The sequence below is a fragment of the Serratia marcescens genome (assembly GCF_001902635.1).
Classification (GTDB): Bacteria; Pseudomonadota; Gammaproteobacteria; order Enterobacterales; family Enterobacteriaceae; genus Serratia; species Serratia marcescens_F.
The window spans coordinates 43,246-69,441 of sequence record NZ_MJAO01000007.1; the positions used below are offsets into that span (position 1 = coordinate 43,246).

Annotated in this window: 27 protein-coding genes; 21 read left to right on the top strand and 6 right to left on the bottom strand. The window is 57.0% G+C overall.

What is annotated here, in order from left to right; translation table 11 throughout:
* Positions 1–79 precede the first annotated feature (79 nt).
* From BHU62_RS08540 to BHU62_RS25390, 16 genes are all read left to right on the top strand, one after another.
* Positions 80–400 carry a phage holin family protein gene (locus BHU62_RS08540; RefSeq protein ID WP_019453678.1) on the top strand — a complete coding sequence of 107 codons (321 nt, stop codon included), beginning with the start codon at positions 80–82 and terminating at the stop codon, positions 398–400.
* The gene (locus BHU62_RS08545) at positions 387–827 is read left to right on the top strand and encodes a lysozyme (protein ID WP_073531526.1); all 441 of its coding nucleotides are present in this window, start codon (positions 387–389) and stop codon (positions 825–827) included. Before BHU62_RS08540 ends, BHU62_RS08545 begins: the two co-directional genes overlap by 14 nt.
* Positions 828–884: 57 nt before the next feature.
* A complete protein-coding gene (locus BHU62_RS08550; RefSeq protein ID WP_073531527.1) occupies positions 885–1,274 on the top strand; it encodes a hypothetical protein in 390 nt (129 codons plus the stop codon).
* A 5-nt stretch (positions 1,275–1,279) separates the two neighbouring features.
* Positions 1,280–1,663 carry an HK97-gp10 family putative phage morphogenesis protein gene (locus BHU62_RS08555; RefSeq protein ID WP_236720657.1) on the top strand — a complete coding sequence of 128 codons (384 nt, stop codon included), beginning with the start codon at positions 1,280–1,282 and terminating at the stop codon, positions 1,661–1,663.
* A 42-nt stretch (positions 1,664–1,705) separates the two neighbouring features.
* The gene (locus BHU62_RS08560) at positions 1,706–2,161 is read left to right on the top strand and encodes a phage tail protein (RefSeq protein ID WP_073531529.1); all 456 of its coding nucleotides are present in this window, start codon (positions 1,706–1,708) and stop codon (positions 2,159–2,161) included.
* A gap of 126 nt (positions 2,162–2,287) precedes the next feature.
* Positions 2,288–2,653, top strand: a complete 366-nt coding sequence (locus BHU62_RS08565) for a phage tail protein (RefSeq protein ID WP_025160180.1) — start codon at positions 2,288–2,290, stop codon at positions 2,651–2,653.
* A 17-nt stretch (positions 2,654–2,670) separates the two neighbouring features.
* Positions 2,671–2,892 carry a hypothetical protein gene (locus tag BHU62_RS08570; RefSeq protein WP_004935830.1) on the top strand — a complete coding sequence of 74 codons (222 nt, stop codon included), beginning with the start codon at positions 2,671–2,673 and terminating at the stop codon, positions 2,890–2,892.
* On the top strand, positions 2,885–5,176 hold the full coding sequence (locus BHU62_RS08575; RefSeq protein WP_073531530.1) for a phage tail tape measure protein: 2,292 nt from the start codon (positions 2,885–2,887) through the stop codon (positions 5,174–5,176). Before BHU62_RS08570 ends, BHU62_RS08575 begins: the two co-directional genes overlap by 8 nt.
* The gene (locus BHU62_RS08580; protein ID WP_033639815.1) at positions 5,176–5,514 is read left to right on the top strand and encodes a phage tail protein; all 339 of its coding nucleotides are present in this window, start codon (positions 5,176–5,178) and stop codon (positions 5,512–5,514) included. The genes BHU62_RS08575 and BHU62_RS08580 overlap by 1 nt, the downstream gene beginning before the upstream one ends.
* Positions 5,515–5,526: 12 nt before the next feature.
* Entirely contained in the window at positions 5,527–6,276 is a 750-nt protein-coding gene (locus BHU62_RS08585) for a phage minor tail protein L (RefSeq protein WP_070915341.1), read from the top strand.
* 9 nt (positions 6,277–6,285) lie between these two features.
* Positions 6,286–6,990 (top strand): C40 family peptidase, encoded by a 705-nt coding sequence (locus BHU62_RS08590; protein WP_073531531.1) that lies wholly within the window; start codon positions 6,286–6,288, stop codon positions 6,988–6,990.
* A 39-nt stretch (positions 6,991–7,029) separates the two neighbouring features.
* The gene (locus tag BHU62_RS08595) at positions 7,030–7,389 is read left to right on the top strand and encodes a hypothetical protein (RefSeq protein ID WP_073531532.1); all 360 of its coding nucleotides are present in this window, start codon (positions 7,030–7,032) and stop codon (positions 7,387–7,389) included.
* Positions 7,390–7,442: 53 nt separating this feature from the next.
* Positions 7,443–8,069 carry a tail assembly protein gene (locus BHU62_RS08600; RefSeq protein ID WP_078062034.1) on the top strand — a complete coding sequence of 209 codons (627 nt, stop codon included), beginning with the start codon at positions 7,443–7,445 and terminating at the stop codon, positions 8,067–8,069.
* A 53-nt stretch (positions 8,070–8,122) separates the two neighbouring features.
* The gene (locus BHU62_RS08605) at positions 8,123–11,704 is read left to right on the top strand and encodes a phage tail tip fiber protein (RefSeq protein ID WP_073531533.1); all 3,582 of its coding nucleotides are present in this window, start codon (positions 8,123–8,125) and stop codon (positions 11,702–11,704) included.
* A gap of 45 nt (positions 11,705–11,749) precedes the next feature.
* Positions 11,750–12,907 carry a tail fiber domain-containing protein gene (locus BHU62_RS08610; protein WP_073531534.1) on the top strand — a complete coding sequence of 386 codons (1,158 nt, stop codon included), beginning with the start codon at positions 11,750–11,752 and terminating at the stop codon, positions 12,905–12,907.
* Positions 12,904–14,541: a prophage tail fiber N-terminal domain-containing protein gene (locus BHU62_RS25390; RefSeq protein WP_236720654.1), complete on the top strand. Its 1,638-nt coding sequence runs from the start codon at positions 12,904–12,906 to the stop codon at positions 14,539–14,541. The genes BHU62_RS08610 and BHU62_RS25390 overlap by 4 nt, the downstream gene beginning before the upstream one ends.
* Positions 14,542–14,708: 167 nt before the next feature.
* Here BHU62_RS25390 and BHU62_RS08625 read toward each other — a convergent pair whose 3' ends face one another.
* Both BHU62_RS08625 and BHU62_RS25515 read right to left on the bottom strand, forming a co-directional pair.
* Positions 14,709–14,951 (bottom strand): DinI family protein, encoded by a 243-nt coding sequence (locus tag BHU62_RS08625; RefSeq protein WP_073531535.1) that lies wholly within the window; start codon positions 14,949–14,951, stop codon positions 14,709–14,711.
* A gap of 299 nt (positions 14,952–15,250) precedes the next feature.
* Positions 15,251–15,373 (bottom strand): hypothetical protein, encoded by a 123-nt coding sequence (locus BHU62_RS25515; RefSeq protein WP_265341099.1) that lies wholly within the window; start codon positions 15,371–15,373, stop codon positions 15,251–15,253.
* A 453-nt stretch (positions 15,374–15,826) separates the two neighbouring features.
* Here BHU62_RS25515 and BHU62_RS08635 point away from each other — a divergent pair, with 453 nt between their 5' ends.
* Together BHU62_RS08635 and BHU62_RS08640 are read left to right on the top strand one after the other, a co-directional pair.
* Positions 15,827–16,480, top strand: coding sequence for a S24 family peptidase (locus BHU62_RS08635; RefSeq protein ID WP_073531537.1), 654 nt, complete (start codon positions 15,827–15,829; stop codon positions 16,478–16,480).
* Positions 16,481–16,969, top strand: coding sequence for a hypothetical protein (locus BHU62_RS08640; protein ID WP_073531538.1), 489 nt, complete (start codon positions 16,481–16,483; stop codon positions 16,967–16,969).
* Here the strand turns inward: BHU62_RS08640 and BHU62_RS08645 are convergent.
* The 4 genes from BHU62_RS08645 to ttrS all read right to left on the bottom strand — a co-directional run bounded on the left by BHU62_RS08645 (position 16,962) and on the right by ttrS (position 21,040).
* Positions 16,962–17,693, bottom strand: a complete 732-nt coding sequence (locus tag BHU62_RS08645; RefSeq protein ID WP_073531539.1) for a metallophosphoesterase — start codon at positions 17,691–17,693, stop codon at positions 16,962–16,964. The two genes, BHU62_RS08640 and BHU62_RS08645, sit on opposite strands and share 8 nt — an antisense overlap.
* A gap of 17 nt (positions 17,694–17,710) precedes the next feature.
* Complete coding sequence (locus BHU62_RS08650; RefSeq protein WP_073531540.1) at positions 17,711–18,373, bottom strand: VUT family protein; 663 nt, start codon at positions 18,371–18,373, stop codon at positions 17,711–17,713.
* 341 nt (positions 18,374–18,714) lie between these two features.
* Positions 18,715–19,314 (bottom strand): tetrathionate respiration response regulator TtrR, encoded by a 600-nt coding sequence (gene ttrR / locus BHU62_RS08655; protein ID WP_073531541.1) that lies wholly within the window; start codon positions 19,312–19,314, stop codon positions 18,715–18,717.
* On the bottom strand, positions 19,289–21,040 hold the full coding sequence (gene ttrS, locus BHU62_RS08660; protein ID WP_078062035.1) for a tetrathionate respiration histidine kinase TtrS: 1,752 nt from the start codon (positions 21,038–21,040) through the stop codon (positions 19,289–19,291). The genes ttrR and ttrS overlap by 26 nt, the downstream gene beginning before the upstream one ends.
* A gap of 196 nt (positions 21,041–21,236) precedes the next feature.
* Here ttrS and ttrB point away from each other — a divergent pair, with 196 nt between their 5' ends.
* Genes ttrB through ttrA form a run of 3 tightly spaced genes read left to right on the top strand, consistent with a single transcriptional unit; the run spans position 21,237 to position 26,060 of the window.
* Positions 21,237–21,974: a tetrathionate reductase subunit TtrB gene (gene ttrB / locus BHU62_RS08665; RefSeq protein WP_073531542.1), complete on the top strand. Its 738-nt coding sequence runs from the start codon at positions 21,237–21,239 to the stop codon at positions 21,972–21,974.
* Positions 21,971–22,996 (top strand): tetrathionate reductase subunit TtrC, encoded by a 1,026-nt coding sequence (ttrC, locus tag BHU62_RS08670; protein ID WP_073531543.1) that lies wholly within the window; start codon positions 21,971–21,973, stop codon positions 22,994–22,996. Before ttrB ends, ttrC begins: the two co-directional genes overlap by 4 nt.
* Positions 22,989–26,060: a tetrathionate reductase subunit TtrA gene (gene ttrA / locus BHU62_RS08675; RefSeq protein ID WP_073531544.1), complete on the top strand. Its 3,072-nt coding sequence runs from the start codon at positions 22,989–22,991 to the stop codon at positions 26,058–26,060. The genes ttrC and ttrA overlap by 8 nt, the downstream gene beginning before the upstream one ends.
* Positions 26,061–26,196: the final 136 nt, after the last annotated feature.

The following is a 26,196-nucleotide window of genomic DNA, read 5'->3' on the forward strand; positions in this document are numbered from 1 at the left end:
GACTGATAGGGGCGCCGTATTTAGCCGCTCTTTTCCATGACTCCCGAAGATCGGGCTATGCCCCGGTAAGGGGAGGGTGATGATTATGCCTTGGAAAAATGAACCAAACATCCTTTCAATGCTGCTTGCTTTCGGCATGACGCTGCTGGGGGCGATCGCCAGTTATTCCTTCAAGGTTTTGAACGGCGAAACCTTTAGCTGGAGGACGCTGTTCTTGCAGCTGTTCGTCTCTATTTTCGCCGGTTTGACCATGGTGATGATTGCACTGCATTACGACTGGCCTTCGGAGGTGATGGGCGGCGTATGCGGCATGGCGGGGTGGTCGGGAGCATCGCTGATTAAGGCATTGGAACGCCGATTTCTCAATAAAGCGTCAGGAGGAAATCATGAAGATAAGTGACGATGGCATGGCGCTGATTAAGCGTTTCGAAGGCTTGCGGTTGCAGGCTTATCAGGACTCGGTCGGCGTTTGGACCATCGGCTACGGTTGGACCCAGCCGGTAGCAGGACGAAAAGTAGGGGCCGGCATGGCGATCGATGCCGCAACGGCCGAGCGTTTGCTGGTATGCGGCGTCGCCCAATTCGAGCAAGGCGTCGAACGGCGGGTGGCGGTGACGATCACGCAGGGGCAGTTCGATGCGCTGGTGAGCTTTGCCTATAACCTGGGCCTGCGCGCGCTGGAGAACTCGACGTTGCTGCGCCGGCTGAACGCCGGCGATCGGCAGGGGGCGGCCGACGAGTTCGGCCGATGGGTGAACGCGGGCGGCGTGCGGCTCGATGGGCTGGTTGCCCGGCGCGCGGCGGAACGCGCGCTGTTCCTTTCCTGATGCCCGAATGCGTCGGCAGAACGATTCAACCCTCAAAACGACGGAGATCTTGCCCAAATGATTGAAGATGAAATCCAACGCTCGCTGGCCGCGCTAACCCACCTGGCGGTGCATCCGCTGATCTTGCCTGATCCGCAGCAAGAAGGTGTGACCTATCAGAAAATCAGCGATCTGAAGGTGAACACCGGTCTGGTTGACAGCTCGCTGGTGCAGAGCCGTTTTCAGATCGTGCTGTACGTGATCGACGATTACTCCCGGCTGATCGCTCTGGATAAGGCGGTTTTGAACGCCTGGGAAGGGGTTCGGCATGGCCATATCGGCCAATGGCCGGTGCAGGCGGTTACGCGCAGCACCCTTTTGCAGAGCGCCACGCCCCTGGCGGATAACCGCGTTCAGTATCGGATGGCGCGCGATTACCTCATTACCCATTCCGAGGTGGCGGTGTGATCGCCATGAACGTTTCCGGCATGGCGGAATTGGCTCGCCGATTGGAAACGATTCGGCGCGAGGTCACCAACCACATTCTGCCGGAGGCCGGCCACGCCGCGTTAGCCCCGGTCCTTGGCACTATGCGGCAGTGCGCCGATCGTGGGGTGCCAAAAAGCGAGCCATCGCTGAGCGCCGGTATCGCGATACGGCCGATCGTTACCGGATGGAACGCGGTGACGTTGCGCGTCGGCCCCAGTAAACAGCATTACCACAGAGCTCTGGCGCAGGAGTACGGCACGGCAACGCAAGCTGCCGCCCCGTTTATTCGCCCTGCGCTGGATCACCATAAGCACCAAGTGTTACGCATCCTGGCGGCTAACGTCCGCTATGGCATCGAAAACCGGTAGCGACCGCTACCATCCTTCATCAAAAAGAGAGAGAGAAAAACTATGGCTGATAAAACTTCGCCAGAATACGCCATGCTGCCTGCCGGCACTATCGTCAAATGGGGCACCGTTGGGGTGGCTCCCACGGCCATGAAGGCGCTGACCAACTGTAAAGCGGTGGGTGAAATGGGGCAGACCGGCGGTTTTGTCGATTGCACCACGCTGCTGGATACCGCCAAGCAGTTTATTTCCGACCTGCCGGAAGGCGCGGAGAAATCCATCGGTTTCATCGACGATCCGTCCAACGCTGATTTCGCGGCGCTGCTGAATGCGGCGGACAAGCGTGAAACGGTGCAGTTCTACGTCGAGCTGCCGAATGGCCGTACCTCCACCTCCATCCTGTCGCTGTCCGGCTGGAAAATGAATGAGATCACCGCCCCGGCGAGCGAAGTCATTCAGATTACCGTTCAGGGCAAGCAAAACAGCAACACCTGGGGCTCGATCACCCCAAAGGTGTGACGCACCGACGGATCACGCTGGGTTAACGCCTGAGGGCGTGCGGCGCGATCGCTTCCGCCGCGGGCCACGTGGCCTGCGGCAACCTGCTTATATACAGAGTAAACCGAGTTGAACAAGGAAAAACCGATGACTGAGAAATACGATCTGAAAGCGCTGAAAGCGGCGTTGCTGAAATCCGACGACCACGTGATCGAAACGCAGATCTTTGGCGCCAAAGCCTTTATCCGCCGCCTGAAAGCCGCGGAACTGCAGGAAAATGAAGACGGCATGAAGGCCGCCATCGACAGCGGCGACATGAACAAAGCCGCACAGCTCAACGTGCAGCTGCTGCTGTCTTGCCTGATGACGCCGGACGGCAAACGCATCCCGGCCGGCGCCTTACCGAGCGTAGACGATCTGCTGGCGGCGCACGACAACCCGACGCTGGTCGAAGCCATCGGCGCCGTCAAGCGCCATGCGGTCGGCAGCCTGGAGGAAGCGGAAAAAAACTGACTGACTCGCCCTGGCTGATGTTGGTGTTCCAACTGGCCGATCGCTGGGGTGAGTCGGATCCTCGCAAGATCGCCGCGATGCCGGCGCATATCCTGAATCACTGGCGGGCATACTTCAAACTGCAAGGCATGACGGCCGATGCGGCGGAGAGTGCCCCCGTTCATCAATCCGGTCAGCCCGCGCAAAGCAGTATTGATATGCAGTGTGCTGACGTTATGCGAGTGCTGGGAAATGGCTGATACCGCACAGTTGGTCGTCGGGTTGCAACTGAATGACACCAACTTTAAAAACAAACTGACGGCGGCTTACCGTACCGCCGGGGAACAATCCGCCAAATTTAACCGCCAGGCTCAGCAGGATGCGAAGAAGACCGACGAGTCGTATCAACGCATCGGCGGCACGCTTGGTGGCCTGGCGGGGAAACTGGCGGGGCTGGCCGGCGTTGAGCTATCGCTGCAGGGGCTCGCCGCCACCTCGCGCCAGTATGGGCAGGTGCTCACCGAACTCTCTTCCATCACCGTCGCCGCGACGGCGCAGATGAAGCAGCTGGACGACGCGGCCCGTCAGGCGAGCAGTGCTTCCGGCGATGGCGGCAGCCGCGCGGAGGAGATGCTGAAGCTGGCCGGCGGCCTGAATGACAGCGCGGCGGCCTGGCGCGATCAGGCGGCGGCGGCGCGCGGGGCGGCGCAGGCGACGGCCGGCGTCGGTTCTGCCTCTCGCGTCGCCAACATCGCGCTGGGTGCGCTTGGTGGCCCGGTCGGTGTCGCCATTCAGGCGGGGTTGGCGATGCTGTACTTCCATGAGCAAAACAAATTGGCCCGCGAGTCGGCTTTGGCATTGAAAGATGTGGCGGCCGAGACGGGCGAAGATCTCAGTAAACTCTCCAAGGCAAAGCTCGCCGTCAAAATTGATACCTTCGACGATCAGTTAAAGACGCTCAGTGAGGAAAAAACCAAGATCGAGAACCAGCTGGCGCGTAGGAGCGATATCCGACTTGCTCTCTTAGAGCGCCGAAGCAAAGGGATGTTGGGATTCCTCTACTCTGATCCAAAAGAGGTGAGAAAAGAACGAAACGCCTTGCAAGCGCAGTTGGAAGATATCATTAAGGGCGAGAAAGCGATCCGGCTCCGGCGAAACAACGCCGTCAATGCACAGAATGGCAACGACAGCCATGTTGAGACCAAACCTGATAAGCCTAAGAGCCATCAAGCAAGCGTCACTCCTGTCGGTCGTATTTTTAGCGATAACGGCAAGCAGCAGTCTCTTGAGCAGTACCAACAGCTGCGTCAGGAAATCGAGCAGGCGCATCTGAGCAGCCTCGACAAAATCACTCAGGATGAACAAAGCGCGCAGGCCAAGCTGGTGTCAGCGGCCAAGGCGGCCGGTGCCGGGCAGGCCGATGTGCAGCGGGCGATGGCGCTGAACGCCGAGAAGTATCAGCGGCAGCGGCAACAGCTGGCTGAGCAGTACGCACCAGGGCAGGCGGCGGTACGCAAAGAGCAAGAGGTCGGCAAGGAGCTGAAGGCGTTGTATGACGGGCGGCTGTTGACCGAACGCGAATACCAGACTGCCAGCCGGATGCAGCAGCAAGATACGATGCGCCAGCGGCTGAAGGCTGAAACCGACGCGCTCGCCGCGCCGCGTATGAACATTGCCGGTGATGTGGATCCTGCCGTTCGCCTTAACAACCAACTGGCGCAGCAGCAGGCGCAATACCAGGCCTACTACCAGCAAGGTATTCTGGATAAACAGCGCTATGAACAGCTGATGCAGGCGGCGACGCAGGAATCGTCGGACGCTCAGTACCAGCAGGCGCTGAGTCTGTTCGGCGGGCAGAGCCGCGTGCACAAGATGGCGCTGGGGCTGGTGGATATGACGCGGGAACGGACCTCCGGCATGATGTTCGATCTGCTGACCGGGACGCAAAACTTTAAGCAAAGCATTCTCGGTTTGATGACCTCCATGACGCAGTCCATCATTCAGCAACTGATCGATCTGGCGATGCAGGCGCTGTTAACCAGAACTTTTCTCTCTACCTTTATGAACATCGGCGGCGGTTTGCTGGGCGGGGCGGCAAGCGCTGGCGCGGGCACGGCCGGTTCAGGCGCGATGGGTATGCCGACCGGTTGGCAAGGCTATGTCCCTAACGCCAAGGGCGGCGTGTACGCCTCGCCTTCGCTGAGCGCATTCAGCGGCCAGATCGTCAGCAATCCCACGTTGTTCGCGTTTGCCAGAGGCGCCGGTTTAATGGGCGAAGCCGGGCCGGAGGCCATCATGCCGCTCAAGCGCGGCGCGGATGGTTCGCTCGGCGTGCGGGCGATCGGCGGTGGCCAGCAGTCTGCGGCGGCGCCGAATGTCTACATCACCATCGAGAACGGCGGCAACTTCAGCTCGCAGGCCGATCCGGGATGGGGCGAGTTCGGTAAACAAATGGGCAATATCGCCGCGCAGGAAAGCCAGAAGGTGATCAACCGTAACCTGATGCCGGGCCAACCGATTTGGAAAGCAATCAAGGGGATGTAATGGGCATTCAGACATTTGAATTTCCGGCGCGCGTCAATGCCGCCGGCGATACGCGTTTTCGCGTCAGAAAGGCGCAGTTCGGCGACGGCTATGCGCAGGTTTCCGGCGATGGCATTAACCCGATCGTGCGCTCCTGGGATCTGACCTTTGTCGGCAAGTATGACTACATCACGCCGATCATCGTCTTTCTGGAAAACCATCACGGGGTGAAGTCCTTCCAATGGACGCCACCAACTCAGGTTCCCGGCCTGTACCGCTGCGAGGGCTATAAGCCGGTCGCCATGGGCGGGGACAACTATTCACTGACGGCCACGTTTACCGAGGCCTTCCACGTTTAACCGGGGGAGACGATGCTGAATTCAGATTTGCAAAAGCTGGAGCCGGGCAACCGCATCCGCCTGATTGAGGTAGACGGCACCCGGTTTGGCGCCGATATTCTGCGCTTTCATTGCGATACCCTGCCTTTTACGCCGCAAGAGTTGGCTGCCGCCGGCGGTGATGAAACCAAACTGCCGGCGAAATCGGTCTGGTGGCAGGGGCAGGAGTACGGCCCGTGGCCGTTTAGCGTCGAAGGGCTGGAGATCTCCGCCGACAGCCAGGGCAATGCGCCGAAGCTGTCAGTCGCCAATATCAATGGCCTGATCAGTGCGCTCTGCCTGCAGTTTGAGGACATGGCGCAGGCCAAGGTGCGGATCCACGACACGCTGGTGCACTACCTTGACGCCCGCAACTTCCCGCAGGGGAACCCTTCGGCCGATCCGCTGCAGGAAAAGCTGCAGGTGTTCTACATCGATCGCAAGGCGACGGAAAGCGACGAAGCGGTGGAGTTCGAGCTCTCCAGCCCGGCGGACCTGCGGGGATTGCGCATCCCGACCCGGCAAATCCACAGCCTGTGCACCTGGTGCTCGCGCGGCGGCTATCGCACCGGCAAGGGCTGCGATTACGCCGGTAGCCGTTACTTTGACGACAAGGGAAACCCGGTGGATGACCCGAGCCTGGATCGCTGCGGCGGGCTGCTGAGCGACTGCCAAAAACGCTTTGGCGAGCACGAGCCGCTGCCGTTCGGTGGCTTCCCCGGCGCGGCGTTAATCCGGCAGTAGGGGGCGAGCATGAAAGAAAAAACCTCGGCGGCCATTATGGCGCACGCCAGGGCCGAGTACCCGCGCGAATGCTGCGGCGTGGTGGCGCAAAAGTCCCGCGTGGAGCGTTATTTCCCGTGCCGCAACCTGGCGGACAACCCCACCGAGCAGTTTCATCTGGCACCGGAAGACTACGTGGCCGCCGCCGAATGGGGCACCATCACCCTCATCGTGCACAGCCACCCGGACGCCACTACGCAGCCGAGTGAACTGGACAAGGCGCAGTGCGACGCGATGGAGCTGCCCTGGGCGATCGCCAGCTGGCCGGAGGGGGACCTGCGCACCATTTTTCCGCGCGGCGAACTGCCGCTGGTGAGCCGCCAGTTCGTGCTGGGGCATACCGACTGTTGGGGGCTGATCATGAGCTACTTCCGGCAGGAGCACGGCATAACGCTTCAGGATTACCGCGTTGATTATCCGTGGTGGGAACGGGGTGAAAACCGCTATCTGGATAACTGGCATGCGTGCGGCTTTCGCGAGTTCGATGGCCCACCGCAGCCAGGAGATATGGCGATCATGCAGGTTTCGGCGCCGGTGGCCAACCACGCCGGCATTCTGCTGGCTGATGGCCTGTTGCTGCACCACATGTACGGCATGCTCAGTCAGCGGGTGCCTTACGGCGGCTACTGGAAGGAGAGAACGGTGAAGGTGTTGCGGCATAGAGAAATGATGTAATTCTCTGTTAAGATGAAAAAAATAACAGAGGGAATACTGATGAAAAAAATACTCTTGCCCATCACGTTGCTGATGCTGACAGGTTGCGCAAATCCAGAACTAACAAAAAAGGTTACTGCTGAATTTACATCTAAAAAGGATGTGAAGAATTTATCCGTTTGCATCGCTGAGAAATCAGACATGAGAACATTTAATGGTATGCGCATTGAAACAACAGAAAAGCCAGCCAGGGACGGTGGTGTTTCTTTAGCTCTGATTAATGGTGGTGGGTATATCGATATTCTTGATAAAGGAATGCAGCGTCAGGTTATTTATAGAGGTGAAGCTGCAGAAACCCCGTGGGGTAAGCTTACAAACAGGAAGAATGATGTGATTTCAGACATTAATTCGTGTTTGTAATTTAATGAATGTAAAACTGACCCGCGAACAGGCGGGTTTTTTATGGAGTGATTATGGCCTTCGTTAACGTCTCAGTAAGAACGGTTAAATTCCACGGGCCGATGGTTAAACTGTTTGGGGGAGAGTTTAAGTATCGAGCCATGACGGTTCCGAAAGCGATTGATGCAATGAGGAATTTACTTCCAGGGTTTGAGCGCTACATGCTTGAAGCTCATAATCGTGGATTAACATTTTCTATATTTGTTGGGAAGCGAAATGTAAGCCAGGATGAGTTGGAGTTAACCCAAGGTACTGATGATATTCATATTGTTCCGGTGGTTATTGGCAGTAAGAGAGCCGGGTTATTTCAAACAATATTGGGGGTGGCGCTGGTTGCCACTGCTGCATATTTTACTGGAGGCGCTGCTATTGGAATGGGAGCGGGGTTTTCTAGTGCTGGTGCATGGGGGTCTGCTTCATTAGTTGGCGCTTCCCTTGCTCTCGGCGGCGTCGTCCAAATGCTCTCCCCGCAAATGGGCGGGCTGCGCATGCGGCAAGGCCCGGAAAATAAACCGAGCTATGCCTTTGGCGGGCCAGTCAACACCACGGCGCAGGGCAACCCCGTCGGCGTGCTGTACGGCACGCGTGAAATTGGTGGGGCGATTATCTCCGCAGGTATTTATACCGAAGACCAGCAATAACGACATCCGTTTGAACAGACAGCCGCAATAGCGGCTTTTTTTATGGGCGAAATATGGCACAGAAAATTATCCGTGGGCGAAAAGGTGGCGGCGGTGGCGGCCACACGCCGGTAGAATCGCCGGACAGCATTCAGTCGATCGCCAGAGCGAAGATGTTGTTCGCATTGGGCGAAGGGGAGTTTGCCGGCGGGCTGGATGGCACAAACATTTTTGTTGACGGCACGCCGGTATTGGGCAGCGACGGAACGGAAAACTTTCCCGGTTTCCGCTGGGAATTCCGCCCTGGTTCGCAGGCGCAGGAATATATCCAGGGCATTCCCGCCGTTGAGAATGAGATCTCGGTCGGCAGCGAACTGAAAAGCGGCGCGCCGTGGGTGCGTTCCGTCTCTAACCTGCAACTTTCCGCCGTTCGCCTGCGCCTGGGGTGGCCCATGCTGCAAAAGCAGGCGGACAACGGCGACGTCAACGGCTATCGCATCGAGTATGCCATCGACGTGGCGACCGACGGCGGCAGCTACCGGGAGGTGTTAACGGCGGCGATTGACGATAAAACCACCTCGCTGTATGAACGCTCGCACCGTATCAACTTGCCGAAGGCCAGCACGGGATGGCAGCTGCGCGTGCGCCGGTTGACGCCTAACGCCAACAGCGCCCGGATCGCCGACCGTATGAACATCGAGGCGCTGACCGAAGTCATCGACGCCAAGCTGCGCTACCCGAACACCGCGTTGCTGTACGTTGAGTTCGACTCAAAGCAGTTCCCCAACATCCCGAAGATCAGCTGCAAACCGCGCGGCCGCCTGATCCGCGTGCCGGACAACTACGATCCGCAAACGCGCAGCTATACCGGCATCTGGAGCGGCGGCTTTAAGTGGGCCTACAGCGATAACCCGGCGTGGGTGTTTTACGACATTATTTTAGCCGAGCGCTTTGGCCTGGGCGATCGCATCGATGCTTCCCAGGTCTCCGAGTCCGAACTGTATCGCATCGCGCAGTATTGCGATCAGCTGGTGCCGGACGGGCGAGGCGGCGAAGGCATGGAGCCGCGTTTTACCTGCAACGTTTATCTGCAGTCGCGGGAAGAGGCCTGGACGGTGCTGAGCGATTTGGCTGGCATCTTCCGCGGCATGACCTATTGGGGGCAAAACCAAATGGTCGCCCTGGCGGACATGCCGCGCGATATGGATTTCACTTACACCCGCGCCAACGTCATCGACGGCAAGTTTACCTACTCGTCCGCCAGCGAACGCACCCGCTACAGCACCGCGATGGTCAGCTGGTCCGATCCGGGCAACCATTACGCCGATGCGATAGAGGCTGTATTCGACAGCGATCTGGTGCGCCGCTACGATGTGAATCAGACCGAACTGACGGCCATCGGCTGCACCACACCGAGCGAAGCGAACCGCCGTGGCCGCTGGGCGCTGTTGACCAACAGCAAGGATCGCACGGTCAGTTTCTCCGTGGGGCTGGACGGCATGATCCCCATGCCCGGGCACATCGTCGGCGTGGCGGACCAGATGCTGGCCGGGCGGGTGATTGGCGGGCGCCTCAGCGGCGCGGACGGTCGCAAACTGACGCTGGACAGGAAGCCGGGTGCCAAAGCCGGCGATCGCCTGATCGTCAACCTGCCATCCGGCCGGGCGCAGGCGCGCACCGTGCAGGCGGTGAATGAACGTGTGGTGACCGTCACCACGGCCTACAGCGAGGCACCGGCGCCGGAAGCCGCCTGGTCCATCGACGCGGACGATCTGGCGGTGCAGCTTTACCGCGTAGTGGGCATTGCCGATAACGGCGACAACACCTATACCGTCAACGCTGCGGAACACGATCCGAACAAGTACGCCCGCATCGATACCGGCGCACGCATCGACGATCGCCCGATCTCCATCATTCCGCCCGGCGTGCAGGCGCCGCCGAAAAACATCACCATCGACAGCTACTCCTCCGTGAGCCAGGGTATCGCCATTACCACCCTGCGCGCCGCCTGGGGCGCGGTTGAAAATGCCATCGCCTATGAGGCCGAGTGGCGCAAAGATAACGGCAACTGGGTGTCGGTGCCGCGCACCTCGGCGCTCAGCTTTGAAGTGCCGGGGATTTACGCCGGTCGTTATCGGGTGCGCGTGCGGGCCATCAACGCCAGCAATGTGTCGTCTGTCTGGGCAACGTCGGTGGAAACTGACCTCAAGGGCAAAGAGGGTAAGCCGCCGATGCCGCTCGGCTTCAAGGCATCGCCTCTGTTGTGGGGCATCCAGCTCGACTGGGCGTTCCCCACCGGCGCAGAAGATACGCTGAAAACTGAAATTCAGTATGCGGACAACGCCGCCGGGAATAACGCGATGCTGCTGGCCGATATCCCGTATCCGTTGCACACCTACGCCATGACTGGGTTGAAGGCGGGGCAGGGCTTCTGGTTCCGCGCGCGGCTGCAAGACCGCACGGGCAATCAGGGGGACTGGACCGGCTGGGCCGCCGGACAAGCGAACGCAGACGCCGGCGATTACCTCGAGAACATCGGCGACGATCTCCTGACCGCGAAAGACGGCGAGCGGCTGGTGGGCGATATCGACACCAACATCGACGCCATCTTGCAGAATGCGCTGGCCAACAACGCGACGGTGGATCACCAGTGGGCGCAGTACGGCACGGTGCGCGCCGATATCATGGTGGTGAAAACCACCATCGCGGAGGTCGATCGCGGGCTGGCCGAGATGAAAACCCAGGTGCAGGCACAGATTGACGACGTAGCGGCGGTGCTGGAAGACAAACTGACGGCGACGGTAGACGCCGACGGCGCCACGGCCATCCACACGCTGAAAGCGGGCGTGCGGGTAAACGGCACCTTCTACAATGCCGGCATGTCGATCGCGGTATTGGCGGAAAACGGCAGGCCGGTCACCACCCGCGTGGGCTTTAACGCCAATCAGTTCGTGCTGATGAGCGGCAACAACAGTAATCAGTATTCGCCGTTTGCCGTGGTGGATGGGCAGGTGTTTATTAGCGACGCGTTTATTCGCAATGGCACTATCGATAGCGCCAAGATCGCACAGCATATCCAGTCTTCTAATTGGATTAACGGGCAGCGCGGCTGGGCGATAAATAAAGATGGTGGAGCACAATTCCATAACATTACTGCCCGCGGGGCAATATATGCCGACACTGGTGAGTTTAAAAATGGTGTGATTGGTAACTGTCGAATCCTCGAAAACTGTTCTATTGAGGGGAAACTATCCGCTGCAAATATCGAAGGTGCCATTATGGATGGCTCAATGCTAAGCTGGGGAAGTGGTTATACTAACGATAGTAGAGTGTTGCGGTTTGCTGGCAACAATGTCATCCCTGTTCGTATCTATGGGCAAATAAAGATAACTCGAGGTGGTAGAGGTTCGCCACATATTTATGGTGGGATTAGGAAGAATAAAACGTCTGGCCGTTTCTTACCCGAGTCATCTGATGGTTTATCTTATGATAAAAGCTCGGTTTCTTTCGTTTATATAGATGAGTTGGTGGGTAAATCTGAGTCTGTATTTTGGCAGCTTGCGGTTGGTGAAGTTGATCAGGGAAATTACCAATCAACAAGTTTTGCGGTAAATATATTCTCAACACCTCAGTATACAGCATTCGGATTGGAATGATTGCCATTGTATATTCGAACTTTTCCCTAGAAATCAGGAGGCATCATGCCATTAGGCAGCATTACATTAATGAATAATTCCCCCCTCATTCGTGGGACAGGAACAACATTTAACACTGAGCTAAAAAGCGGTGACTTCATCGTCAGCACCGTTGGTGGCATTACCTACACACTGCCGGTAAAAACGATTGATAGCGCCGCACAAGCAACGCTGGTTAAAGCCTATGACGGCCCAACGCAGGCTGGCGCAGCATGGTATGCCGTGCCGCGCGATGCGATGAACTCGATTACGGCCCAACTGGCCGCCGAGACGGCGAAAGCCTTGCGAGGGCTGAACCTCGATAAAGAGAATTGGCAGCAGGTCTTCAGCAATACCGGGAATATTACCGTTAAGTTGCCGGATGGTAGCACCTATAGCGGCCCGGCTTGGAATAATATTGAAGCTTCACTCAATAATAAGTTAGACAAGACGATTAGCACTGCCCAGGAAATTAAAGGCTCACTGTCTTTACAGGGATCTGTTGTGACGGGGCAAACGGCAAATCTTGATGTGGGTGGATATTCACGCTTCCGTAGGTCAACGACATTTGATGATGCAATTTTTTCTCCTAAAGGACTCATTGCGGATGGGAAAAATAATGAATCCCCCTCAGTCATCTGTAATCGCACATCAACTGCCATGGCAGGACAAGTAACAGGAGGTACTTTTTTATCAACGCTGACGCAAAACGGTTTGAAAACCGCAATGGTCATGGCGTTACGTCGAGAAATTGGCATTGAAGACTATGGGTATATTTCATATCAGGACTATGCCGGGAATTGGCATGAGGCTCGCTGGTTGGCTAGTGGGCACATTAACAACATGACAGGGAGTTGGGTGACAGGGTCCGATCGCCGTATCAAAACTGATATTGAAGTTATTAGCGATCCAATTTCACTTATCCGAGATTTGAAACTTTATTCTTTCAATCGTGATGGTAAGCCATTGATAGGAGGGATTGCTCAGGAAATTGAAAAAACGATGCCTTTATTAATCAGTGATGGCGGCTCTATCACCTTGAAAGATGGTAGAAATATCGAAAATGTAAAGTCTGTCGATTATTCAACGCTGGGGTATGTGGCCCTTGCTGCACTGAATCAGGCTCTGGACAGAATTGATCGCCAGGATGAGTTAATCAAAGAACTAATGGAGAAAGTGCAATGACAATAATCAGCGGCGTATTAAAAGGGCCTTACGGCGATCCTCGTTCTGGCGTGGCCATTACTATGCGCGCAGTAAAAACTTCGTCAACGGTATTGAGCCTGGCCAAATCCCAATCGGTGACTGATGATGGCGGTAAATACTCTCTGGCCATGGAGCCGGGTGCTTACGAGGTCATCATCTCTGTGTATGGCGCGCAACCGGAGCGGGTGGGAACCATCGAGGTTTATAACGACTCTTTGCCCGGTACGCTCAATGATTTCCTGCGTCGTCCCGGCGAAAGCGACATCACACCGGAAATTGTGCAAACCGTCGATCGCTTGCGTGCTGAGGCTGCGTTGTCAGCAGATAACGCAGCCGCATCTGCAGCGTTGGCAAAAGTCAGTGAAAACAACGCGAGTAAAATAGTGGCTGATGCTCTGACAAAATCGACGTCATCAGCGCAAACAGTGGCGAGCGCCGTGGAGTTCAAGCAGGGTATTACATCTACCGGCGATCAGCAGATGCGAGCAGGGAACACGACGGCAAATGTTTTATTACGATTCCGCGATGTAAATAACGCTGAAAAGGGAGCGGTATACTGCAATACGGAGTCAGGGGATATGACTATTCGCTTTGGCGGGATGGCGTATTCAATGGTTTGCAAAGGGGATGGATCGGTAAATATTCCAAGCACATTGTCGATCGCTGGAAAAAAAGCAATTCGAGCGGGAGATTCTGTTCAAATTATGCCGCCCCGCATAAATGGCCCTACTGGCGGGCGGCGATACTGTAAAATTGCAGAGAGCCCTATAACGGCCACTGGATCTACAGGTGTTCACTTTGCCATCGTCGGTGGGCGAAATTACGGTGCACCTGGTATGGACATCAAATATGTGTCTTTTACTGCGCGGGGAGCTTCAACGACAGCGCTACATGTACGCGGTCTTGAAGTGCTTTCTTTAGGACTTACCCCCAGCAGCGGGGATATCGAATTGGGAGCAATGTATAACGCAACGAGCGCCCGTTGGGAGCTATGGGTTTCAGGCCCGGCATTTAATATCCCCAATATCATGTTGCTCGCTAGCCTTCGTGATAACCCCATGTTGGACGTTATCCCCATGGAAGACTACAAATGGCAGACAGAACGGCCTGAGGGCTATAAATCCTACGCTATAAAAAACACTTACTCAGATTATAACGTTACCGTAGACGCCAATGGGTTCCTGAAGGCGGCCTCGCCGATCGCCAGATTGTCCGCTGCGCCTGAGCATATGCAGGCCGATTATCTGGGCGGTGGCTTTGCTCAGGCAGGGTGCGTGGCCGTTAACGGCGAGGCGGCAGGGGTGAGCGCGGAGCGAATCTCCACCGGCGTTTATCAGCTGAATGGTTCGCTGGGGTTGGCAGAGGAGGGCTGGACCATCGAGGTGCCGCAGGATGTCAACGGCAACCGCCTGTGCTTTGTGGAAACCGCCACCGATAGCGATGGCGTCATTACGGTGAAGGTCAGCAAACGCCGTTTCGACATCGATACCGCAGCGATCGTGGCCGGCGAAGCGATGGATATCCCTGAAGGGCGCTGGATCGATCTGCGCCTCGCCATGCCGGTGTGCGGCGAGACGGAGGCGCTGCCGCCGGAAACCGACGCGGTTTCATAAGACAAAGCGGATGCCAGGCAAATAACGCCGGGGCAATAGGCCATCCGGCGGCTATCGCACCGGTGCCGGCATTATCGCCGGCAGGTTCGGGCGGACGCACCGCCCGTTCCGCTCTGCAGGGTTCTCGCTGAGTGAGAGTTTTCCCCTGAGCATACCGTGATTTCCCGTCAAATATCAGTGACCAGCCACTGATCCGCTTCTTCGAACATCTCTTCCAACATTCGGTTCAACTTTTCACGGTCGCTTTTGCTGGCGTCGGAGTTCAGGCCGTTGGCCTGCATCGGCTTCACGCGCACTTCGGCTTCAGGAAACAGCGCATGCACGCGTTTTTCCAGCTCGTTGCGGATAATCTCGGCGGCGTTGGGCAGCCCATCGACGTTGCGTTTGTCGTACACCAATTCTACAAACATGACTCACCTGTAAACACTGATTTAATATACAGTATTCTGGCCTGAGCCAAGCAGGTTGGCAAGAGGGGGGAACGGAATTTTGCATCGCGCATTATTCCTGTGCAATGAGTGGCAAATGGATCCCCCGTTCCGTCAGGCTGGCGCCGGCATTATCATGAGCGACGCAACTTTCCCCCTTGTTCAATACCCAAGGCGGTGGCGCCAGGCTGGGGGGGCCCTGGTGTTGGAAGCCCGACGCCACCTGTCTGCTCACTGTCTTGGTGGTAATCTTCCCCCTGGATACCGGCAAGCTTTTGTGTTCACTGTCCCGTATTGTTCAGCATGCCGATCTTGATGCGGTGGGGGCGGCCCTTCATAACCTGGCGCAGGTCAACCAACCCGCCGTTGATGCATGGCAAGCGGTAGGTTCGGGGGGCGGTCATTAATCGCGCGTCGATAGAGGGGCCGTTTGCGAAGAGAAAAATCCCTGGTGTTGGGTATAGCAGCTTCCTGATCGCTCCATGAAGCATTCATTTTTCTTTACCTTTAAAAGCACAGATCCCGGATAGGTTTTAATACCCTGGTTGACTTCTCAGCTTTAAATAGCTGTAGGCTAATTATTTAAATCTTGAGCTTCTTTCCTCGCTGACCATGCCGCGAACAGGGCAGTGTGCATGGCAAATTGATAAATAACTCAAATCATTTATTTGGCAACCAATCCCGCTCCATGAAGTTCTGCTTTGCTTTTAAATGGTTTTAAATCATGATTTTATGTATTTTTATGCGAGCCTGCTGTATGCAATGCGTGCAGTATTATTGTCATGAATGCCATGAAAATGGTTTAATGCTCTTTAGTTAACTTTAATGATGCTAAAGTATAGGTTTGAAATATTATAATGCAACAAAACAACATTAAAATATCAGAAGAAAATGGTATGTCATTGAAAATGATAGGGGAAAACCTAACTTATCTCATGCGTATGCATGGGGTTGACGCCAGCCGACTTAGCATTGAAACAGGGATCGGTATTGCCACTATCAACAATCTGAGGAAAGGCGTCGGGAATCCCACGATCGCAACGCTTGCGTCAATTGGTGAATTTTTCAGCGTAAAAATAGGGGAGCTGACTGACAAGGATTTAAGCGTCACAGGGGAGACCAAACACAATGTGAGATCGCTACCACTCATTAGCTACAGTGATATAGAGCGTTTTCTGGCCAACGCGATCAGCACGACAGATACCTATACGACAGAAGTGGATGACAGTACAGACGATTCACTGTTTGTGGTAGAGATAACGAATAATTCACTGTCGCCTGAATTAGATCGCGGAACGTATTGTGTTATTTCCCTCAATGAACAATTTTGTGATGGCGATATCGTTTTGGTTAAGCTGAAAAATTATCCAATCTGTTTAAGACGAGTTTTTGTTTCTGACGACGACTTGTTGTTTACAAACATCTCATTAGATTCAGATAGCAGTGTAAAATCCTATAGCGATTATGCGATCGTCGGTGTTTTATTGAAAACGATAAAGAGGCTGAAATAAATGGATTTATTTAACATAATGAGAAGGTTAAGAAAGATATACTCTCCCAGTTATCTATATACGTTAGACCGAAGTGTGACGCGAACCGCTGATGGATATTGGCTGTTCAAAGAGTTTGGCACCCATACTTTCGTGAAAAAAAACTGGCGGCAACTCGTTGAGGGTGACTTCCTAAGGCACGTTAATCCGAAAGACATTGCCTTTATCGCCGAAACCGAGTCTAAAATAAAAATCGCCTCGGCCAAACTGTCGATTCATGAAGAGAAACGGAACTGTATGTGGACGTTGAAAAACGATGTTGACTCGATATCAATATCAGGTGCGGACTTTCTAAGGGATCGCGAACTTGTCGACAAAACCGAGTCATTAGATGCGACAAAAATAGCATTCTATGCCGGAGTAAAGGAAGGCAGAGCACTCTCTGCCTCATTAAAAAATGCCAAGCAAACTGATAAAGCTAAAAAAACGATACTGACTTTGATTAAATAAACCAGGGTTCGACGTGTATATGCTCATCGAACGTAATCACGCTAAACGCCGAATTGTCTATGCTGCTGACATCGCTTGTGCCATTTTTCCATTGCGAACAAATCGCAGGGGAAACAGAGACTAAGGTTTCCCCCAGTTTTCTTTGGAATAACGTATGTGCATGGCCTGAACCGATAAACTTAACGTTTAACCGTTGGCAGAGGCTCAACAGATCTTCGGCATTGCTTAACATACAGCTATCAACGATGGGTGTGCCTACAGGAATGGGGTGATGGTGCAAGAAGACGGCGACCTTTTTATTGCCACTCGCGGTTATGGCTTTTTCAAGCGTTTCGAGCGACTGCTGCGAGACCCTGCCGAAATCTTCATTATCAACCACCGAGTCGATGCTGAGAATGCGCCATTCTTCATCTTCAAACGCGTTTATATCATAGTTGCCACCCTGTTTGCGGCCCACATCGGCCAGGTTCTTTTTGCTGTCGTGGTTGCCTGGGAACAGATAAAAAGGTAATGAAGCGCGGTTCATTATCTTAAAGAAGCTTTCATAAGAAGGGATGTCGCCATCATGAGAGATGTCACCCGTCACAATGATTAAGTCAGCATTTATTTTATTGGCATTGGCGTTAATGAAATCAATGGCTCTATCGAAATTAGCAAGATGCTTCGAAGCCAGTGCGCTTTCATTCGGCATAATATGTATATCACTAATCTGAATTACTTTCATGCTATGACCTGTCGATGTTATTTAAATGGGTTGTACGACGTGCCCCAATCATAATGATCGGTGTTTTCTATTCTTTTAACGAACTCGACTAAGGTAATAGCGAGCGGCAGTAATACAATGGAGACGACAACCTTATAAGACCAGGTTGTACTTATAATGTTAACCAACTCCATGAAGGTGTATTTTCCTGAAAGGCTGATCGGGTAGGCCGTTAACAACAATGCGGCCTGTGTAGACATGGAACCCACAATATATCGGATAAAGAAGTACTTGCCGGAGAAGATAATCTTCATCTTGGAAATGATAAAGCCATTGACGAAATACGAGATAGGAACGGACACCCAGGTGCCTATCATAACACGCCAAAACTCATGATATAAAGCGTGGTAGTTTGTCGCTATCGCGTTGTTCTCCGGCTGAATCAGGGCAGAGAGGTTAAGTATTATGACATATAAGCTTTGGCAAAACACCATGATCCATATTGCTCTTACCGATAATTTATAGCCGTAAACCTCAGTAAGCAGTGTTGATATCAAAAAACACAGGGAGAATACAATGCCGCTTGCGGTTATTTTGAAGCCATATATATCAAAAACTTTATAAACTAAAGTGTCGCAGGTGATCATGATGGTTACGGTCAGGCCAACAAAAAAGCCATAGAGCTTGAGATTTCCTTGCATCCTTATTCCTTTATGTAGTCCGTGTTCTTCTGTTATTAATTATCCATGCCTATTTAAAGCGTAAACTCGGTGGCCAGATAGCGGCGTAATGATGTCCGGGCAATGCCACATAGCCATCATTTCTCTTCATTCGAAATAAAATGTCCTCTTTCCCACTCGTGTTCCCGGCAGGCGAAAGCGCCATGCTGGGTTTTGCGTAGAATGCTGATGGCCTGTTCGCCGGAAAGAGGCTATCCTACCGCAAATCATTAATATTTTTAATGAATATATTACCTGGGTCGCGCTGTGTCAATCAAGGAAGGTGGGACACAAGATGTGCGTTTGATGAGGGCCTTCTGCATTCATTCCTGAGTCGTGAGCGGCAAAGCCTGCAGCTGAATCACCAGCTCCGCCAGGCTGGCGGCCTGCATTTTTTCCATCACTTTCGCCCGATGGACTTCAACGGTGCGCAGCGCAATATTCAGCCGCTCCGCCATTTCCCGATTCATCATGCCACGCACCACCAGATGCGCGATCTCACGCTCCTTAGGCGTGAGCGTCCGGTAGCGGCCGAAGGTTTCATGGCGGTGCCAGGCCTCGGTCGAGATGCTCTGCGCCCGTTCGAGGGCGGCAACCAGCGGCTCCGCGGCGATCGGTTTTTGCAGGAAGTCCACCGCGCCGTACTTCATCTGTTCCACCGCCATCGGCACGTCGCCATGGCCGGACAGGAACACCACCGCCAGCGTGCTGCCGCGGCGGCGCAGCTCGCCGTAGGTCTGGTGGCCGTCGAGCTTCGGCATCCGCATGTCCAGCAAGACAACGCCGGGCTGAAACAGCTCGGCCTGCGCCAAAAAGTCGACGCTGTCATTCCAGCAGCGCGCGGCGTAGCCGAGGCTGGTCAGCAAAAAGTGGCAGGCGTCGGTGACGGCAACGTCATCATCCACCAGATGAATTAGCGACATGGTTTTCCTTATTGTTCAATATGAAATGCAGCGTTACGCGCAGCCCGTTACGGCTGTCGGGGGCGGGGTGATTCATCAGGCGGATCTCGCCGCCGGCATAGCGCACCAGGCGCCGACAAATGGCTAGCCCCAAGCCCATACCGGTGGTTTTGGTGGTGTTGAAGGGACGAAAAGCCTGTTCCAACCCGGCCGGCGTCATGCCGCCCGCATTGTCCTGCAGATGCAGCTCAAGCGCCCGTTCGCCCTCGGCGGCGGAAAGCCAGACGGCATCGGCACCGGCCTGCGCCGCATTCAGCAGCAGGTTCGCCAACAGCTGTTCCAACAGCGCCGGCGGCAGTGTGAGCGTCAGCGAAGGCGGCACGTTGGCGAACAGCCTCAGGTTGGGGTAGCGTTGCGTCAGGCGCAGCAGCGACCACACCCGCTCGGCGGTCTCGTTCAGCGCGGTGGGGCGCCAGCTCGCTTGGTCTACCGCCTCAGTCGGGGGCTGTATCCACTGGCGCAGGTTATGAATCGTCTCACCGCCGCGCTGCGCCTGTCGGTCGATATTTTCCAACGGGACTATCAATGGATGCCCGGCGTCCGCCCGGCGCAGCTGGATCAGGCACCCTTGCGCATAGTGGCGAATGGCCGCCAGCGGCTGGTTGAGCTCGTGTGCGAAACCGGAGGCCATCTCCCCCAGCACGTTCAGCTGCCGGGCATTTTCCAATGCCTGTTCCTGATGGCGCAACTGTTCACCGGCGCGGAGCAGCTGTTGCCCGCGCCGCCGCACCAGCAGTGCGATCCAGATATGATTGACGATCAACAGCGCCAGCGTCGCCAGCGTCAGGCCGACGGCCAGCTGATGCTGGATCAGCCAACTCTTGATATCCAGCCACAGCCGTCGCTGTTCCGGGTGTTGATTGACGGCGCGCAGCAGTGCCTCTACCTCGCTGGTCGAGGCCGGCGCGCCCCACAGGAAGGGGGACTGCGGTGGCGCGGTCAGCAACGCTCTCGCCACGGCATCCACCAACGGGTTATCCAGGCCGGGCAGGGCGGCGAACGACCAGTTGGGGTAAAGCGGCGTGCTGGTGACGCAGGGAACTGACGTGGCCTGTTGCAACAGCGGGCGAAAATCTGCCTGGTTGATCAGGCCTTCCCGGTCCATTTTCTCCACCAGGCAGACCGGCACGATGGCGGCCTGAATGGCGCGCTCGCGCAACAAATAGAGCAGGGCATCGGCAGGAAAGCCGGTAAAGCGCAGGTGGAAATCGCGTTCGGGCCGCATGCCGGCGTCGCTGAGCGCCTTATAGCCGGTCAGATAGCCACCGAAGGCCTGCGGATCGATAGCGCCCACCGTTTTGCCCATCAGCGCCTGTGGCGTCGTGATGTCGCTGTCACGGCGCACCAAAATTACGCTGCCGATGATATTGCCCGTTTCCCGATCGCCGTTGGCGGCGCGCAACGACGCCAGCCAGCGCAAATGATAGTGGCTGTTCAGTTGCACAAACTGTGCCGGATTGGTGACCACAAACTGCACGCTGCCCTGATTGACCGCCTCGCGCATCTGCGCCAGATCGAGCGGCTGCAGGCGGAAACGTTCGCCGCTGACGCTGCCGTTGAGCCTGTCGATCAGCGGCTGCCAGTCGCGGACGGTCGCCGCATCGCCGCGCATGGCCAGCACGCCGACTGACCATTCCCCGCCCTGCGCCGTCGCGCACAGCCCGAGACTCAACAACAGTAATAACACGACCCTCACGGCCCCTCCTGATGGGCAATTTGCCTACCGACACTTGTTTTAGATCAACGTTGGGTTCGGTATGTGGTTAACCACAATAGAGCTGAGCCCGGCGTCATTTTTACACTGTAAATCATCGACATTGTTTATTCATCTAACGGGTATCAATAGCGTGACCGAGGTGATGCCCAGGGTGTGGGAGAGGCGAATGGACGTCAGTAAACGGCAGTTTTTGCAACGGTTGGGGGTGTTGACCGCGGGGGCTTCGCTGATCCCCGTGGCGGAGGCGGGTCTGGCGCTGGCGCCGGCCCGGCGCGAGGGGGATAGCCGCCGCCGCTACGCCATGTTGATCGATCTGCGGCGCTGCATAGGGTGCCAGGCCTGTACCGTGAGCTGCGCCATTGAAAACCAGACGCCGCACGGCGAGTTTCGCACCACGGTGAATCAATACCAGGTCAGCCTGGAAGGCGAAGAGGTGGCGACCAACGTGCTGCTGCCCAGGCTGTGCAACCACTGCGACAACCCGCCCTGCGTACCGGTGTGCCCGGTGCAGGCCACCTTCCAGCGCGAGGATGGGATCGTGGTGGTCGACAACAAACGCTGCGTGGGGTGCGCCTATTGCGTGCAGGCTTGCCCGTACGATGCCCGGTTTATCAATCACGCCACTCAGACGGCAGACAAATGCACCTTCTGCGTGCACCGGTTGGAGGCGGGATTGCTGCCGGCATGCGTGGAGTCATGCGTGGGGGGGGCGCGGATCATCGGCGACATGCGCGATCCGCACAGCACGCTAAGCAAGATGCTGCGGCGTCACGAGGCCGAGATCAAAGTCCTCAAACCGGAGAATCAAACCGCGCCCCACGTGTTTTATCTGGGGCTGGATGACGCCTTCGTCACGCCGTTGCCGGGAAGGGCGCAGGTCGCTTTGTGGGGGGAAGGAATATGAGCCGCCAACTGATGATTGCAGAGGTGCTGAGCCAGCCGCAGGCGATTAGCTGGCTGCCGTGGGCCGTGCAATATTTCTTCTTTATCGGCATCGCCGCCTGCGCCGCGTTGCTGGCCTGCGTATGGCGCTGGCGCGGTGGGGACAACGCCGCACGCCTGGAGCGCACGGCGCTGTTTATCGGGTTGACGTGCGCCATCACCGCGCCGCTGGCGCTGACCGCCGATCTGCATCAAACCGCCCGTTTCTGGCATTTCTACGCCTACCCGACGCCCTGGTCGTGGATGCCGTGGGGCGCGCTGTTCTTGCCGCTGTTTACCCTGTTGATCGGCCTGTGGTTTATCGCGATCGAATTTACGCGGCTGACGGGCAGACCGCTGGCGTTGCTCTGTGGGATCGCGCCAGCCTGCGCGTTGGTGGCTATCGGCCTGCTGTTGTACACCGGGCGTGAGGTTTCCGTCGTGCGTGCCCGTCCGATCTGGTTCAGCTACGGCTTCCCGATCGTGATGTTCCTTAGTGCGCTGCAGGCGCTCTTGGCCCTGTTGCTGTTGGCGATGCGCGATCGGCCTGGTCTGCAAGCATCGCTGGCGCGCGGATCGCTGCTGACGTTGTTGTTGCTTGGCGGTGCGGTCCTGCTGTGGATTGGCGGCGATACGTTATCCGGTGAGGCAGTACGCCACTGGCTGCATACGCAGGCGATGGCGCGTCATTACGCTGCCGGGTGGATTGCGCTGTGGGCGCTGACGCTGGCGTGCACGGCCTGGGCCGGCTATCGACGCTTGCCGCGCGGCGGCGCGCCGTTGCTGGCCGCTCTCGCGCTGGGGCTGAGCTGGCTGATGCGCTGGACGCTGTTGATCGAAGTGCAGACCATCCCGAAATACAACGCGTCTTACAACCCCTACAGCCTGCCGCTTGGCACCGATGGCTTACTGGCGATCGTCGGCACCTTCGGACTGTGGCTGGCGTTAATGATTATGGTGCACGAAGCACAGGCGTTTTTACTGCGGAGAAAACAACATGGCTAAACTCACCCGGCGTCAATGGTTGAAAGTCGGTCTGGCCTTCGGCGGGCTGTCCGCCTTCGGCCTGAGCTATCGCGACGTCGCCAAACGGGCGATAGACGGCCTGATCCACGGCACCTCCGGGCGCGTGACGCTGGATCGCATCAACGGCAACTCCCTGCCGCCTGAAGGGCGAGTGATGTCTGAATGGCAAGGCAATCCGCAGCAGGCCATCTCGATGACCCAGTGTTTCGGCTGTTGGACGCAATGTGGCGTGCGGGTGCGAGTAGATAGGCAGGCCGACCGGGTATTGCGCATCGCCGGCAACCCTTATCACCCGCTGTCTCAGGAACGGCACGTCGACTATGCGTTGCCGCTGCAAGCGGCGCTGGCGCAGCTGGGTGGCGAAAGCGGCCTCGATGCCCGCTCCACCGCCTGCGCGCGCGGCGCGACGCTGCTGGAAGGGCTTTACAGCCCGTTGCGCGTGCTGGAGCCGATGAAGCGCGTCGGCAAACGCGGCGAAGGCAAATGGCGGCGCATCAGCTTTGAACAACTGATCGCCGAAGTGGTGGAGGGCGGCGATCTGTTCGGCGAGGGCCATGTGGACGGCCTGCGGGCGATCCGCGATCTGGAAACGCCGATCGACGCCCGACAGCCAGGGTTGGGGCCGAAAGCCAACCAGCTGCTGGTGACCAACGCCGGTGACGACGGGCGCGACAGCTTTCTGCGGCGTTTTGCCCAGAACAGTTTCGGCAGCAAAAACTTTGGCGCGCACGGCGCGTACTGCGGGCTGGCCTACCGCGCCGGTTCCGGCGCGCTGATGAACGATCTGGACAAGAACCCGCATGTGAAACCGGACTGGGAGCAGGTTGAGTTCGCGCTATTTATGGGTACCTCGCCGGCGCAGTCCGGTAACCCGTTCAAGCGCCAGGCCCGACAGTTGGCCAGCGCCAGATTGCGTGGCGAGTTCCGCTATGCAGTGGTGGCGCCGGCACTGCCGCTGACTACTACGCTGGCGGACGATCATGGCCATTGGATCCCGGTGCTGCCGGGCACCGACTCGGCGTTGGCGATGGCGATGATCCGTTGGATCATCGATAACCGGCGCTACCAGGCTGACTATCTCGCCATCCCGTCGGAGGCCGCCATGCAGCGCGCCGGTGAGAAGAGCTGGACCAACGCCACGCATCTGGTGATCGCCGACAGCGAGCACCCGTTGGCGGGCCAGCATTTGACGCGCGCTCATCTGAACGGCGCCGAGTCGGCGTCGCCGCTGGTGGCCAACGGCGCGGGGGAACTGGTGGCGGCCGACGAGTGCGATAGCGCTGAACTGCTGGTGACCCGCACGGTGGCGCTGCATGACGGCACGCAGGTGGTGGTGAAGAGCGGTTTCCAGTGTCTGAAAGAGGCCGCCGACAAGCTGTCGCCGGAGGCGTACAGCCGGGAATGTGGCGTGCCGGTGGCGCGTATCGCAGCGCTGGCCGAGGCTTTTACCGCCCACGGGCGCAAGGCAGCGGTGATCGCGCATGGCGGGATGATGGCGGCGAACGGCTTTTACAATACCTGGTCGGTGATGATGCTCAATGTGCTGATCGGTAACCTGAGCCTGGAGGGCGGGGTGTTCGTCGGCGGCGGCAAATTTAACGGCTTCGCTGAGGGGCCGCGCTATAACCTGGTTGATTTTCCCGGCATGGTAAAACCGAAGGGGCTGAATATCGCGCGCAGCAAGGCCGCTTATGAAGCCTCCGACGAATACCGCGAGAAAGTGGCGGCGGGCGTTTCGCCTTGGCCGGCCAAGGCGCCTTGGTATCCGTTCGTCGCCGGGCAGCTGACCGAACTGCTGACGTCGGCGCTGGTGGGTCATCCGTATGGGCTGAAGGCCTGGATCTCGAACATGACCAACCCTTTGTACGGTATCGCCGGGTTGCGCGGCGTGGCGGAGGAACGGCTGAAAGATCCGGCGCGTTTGCCGCTGTTTATCGCCATCGATGCCTTTATCAACGAAACGACGGCGCTGGCCGACTATATCATTCCGGACACCCATAACTTTGAGAGCTGGGGATTCAGCGCCCCCTGGGGCGGCGTCGCCAGCAAGGCCACCACCGCGCGCTGGCCGATAGTGACGCCGGCGACCGCCAAAACGGCGGAAGGACGGCCGATTTCCATGGAGGCGTTTTGCATCGCCGTCGCCAAACGCCTGGCGCTGCCAGGGTTCGGCGATCGTGCCATCGGCGACGCTCAGGGCGGGCTGTTGCCGCTCAACGGTGCTGAGGATTACTATCTGCGCGCCGCCGCCAACGTCGCGTTTGCCGGCAAGGCGCCGGTACCGGCCGCGAGGGCGGAAGAGCTGGCGCTGAGCGGCGTCGATCGCTTGTTGCCGCAGCTTGCGCAGACGCTGCACCCCGATGAAATCGACCGTGTGGCGTTTATCTACAGCCGCGGTGGCCGGTTCGCCAGTCATGACACCGGTCGTCGCGACGGCAGCGTGGGCAATCGCTGGGAGAAACCGCTGCAGATCTGGAATGCGGAGGTGGCGAAACATCGGCATGCGATCACCGGCGAACGTTTCAGCGGCTGCCCAACCTGCTATCCGGCACGTTTGTCGGACGGCCGTGCGGTGGAGGAACTCTATCCTGAACGGCAGTGGCCGCTGCGGCTGATGTCCTTCAAATCCAATGTGATGAGCAGCTCCACCGCCGTGATCCGGCACTTGCACGACGTGAAGCCGGTGAATCTGGTGGCGCTGAACCCGGCGGATGGGGCGCGTTTCGGCATTCAACACGGCGACCGGGTACGCATCAGCACACCGGGCGGCAGCCGGGAAGCGCGCATCAGTTTGCTGGCCGGGGTCATGCCCGGCGTGATCGCGGTGGAACACGGCTACGGCCACCGGGAGATGGGGGCCAGCCAGCACTACCTGGACGGCGAGCCGTTGGCGATGGATGAGCGCATTGCCAACGGCATCAACCTCAACGATCTGGGGTTTGCCGACCCGACGCGCGAAGTGCCGAACACTTGGCTGGATTGGGTGACTGGCGCCGCGGTGCGCCAAGGCATTCCGGCGGCGATTGTCAAACTGTCCGCGTAAACGACAGACGAAAAAAAACCTGCTGTAACAGCAGGTTTTCTTAAATTTGGTCGGCATGAGAGGATTCGAACCTCCGACCCCCGACACCCCATGACTCATAAAACTCATGGAATGGTTAGTACATTCATATAGATAG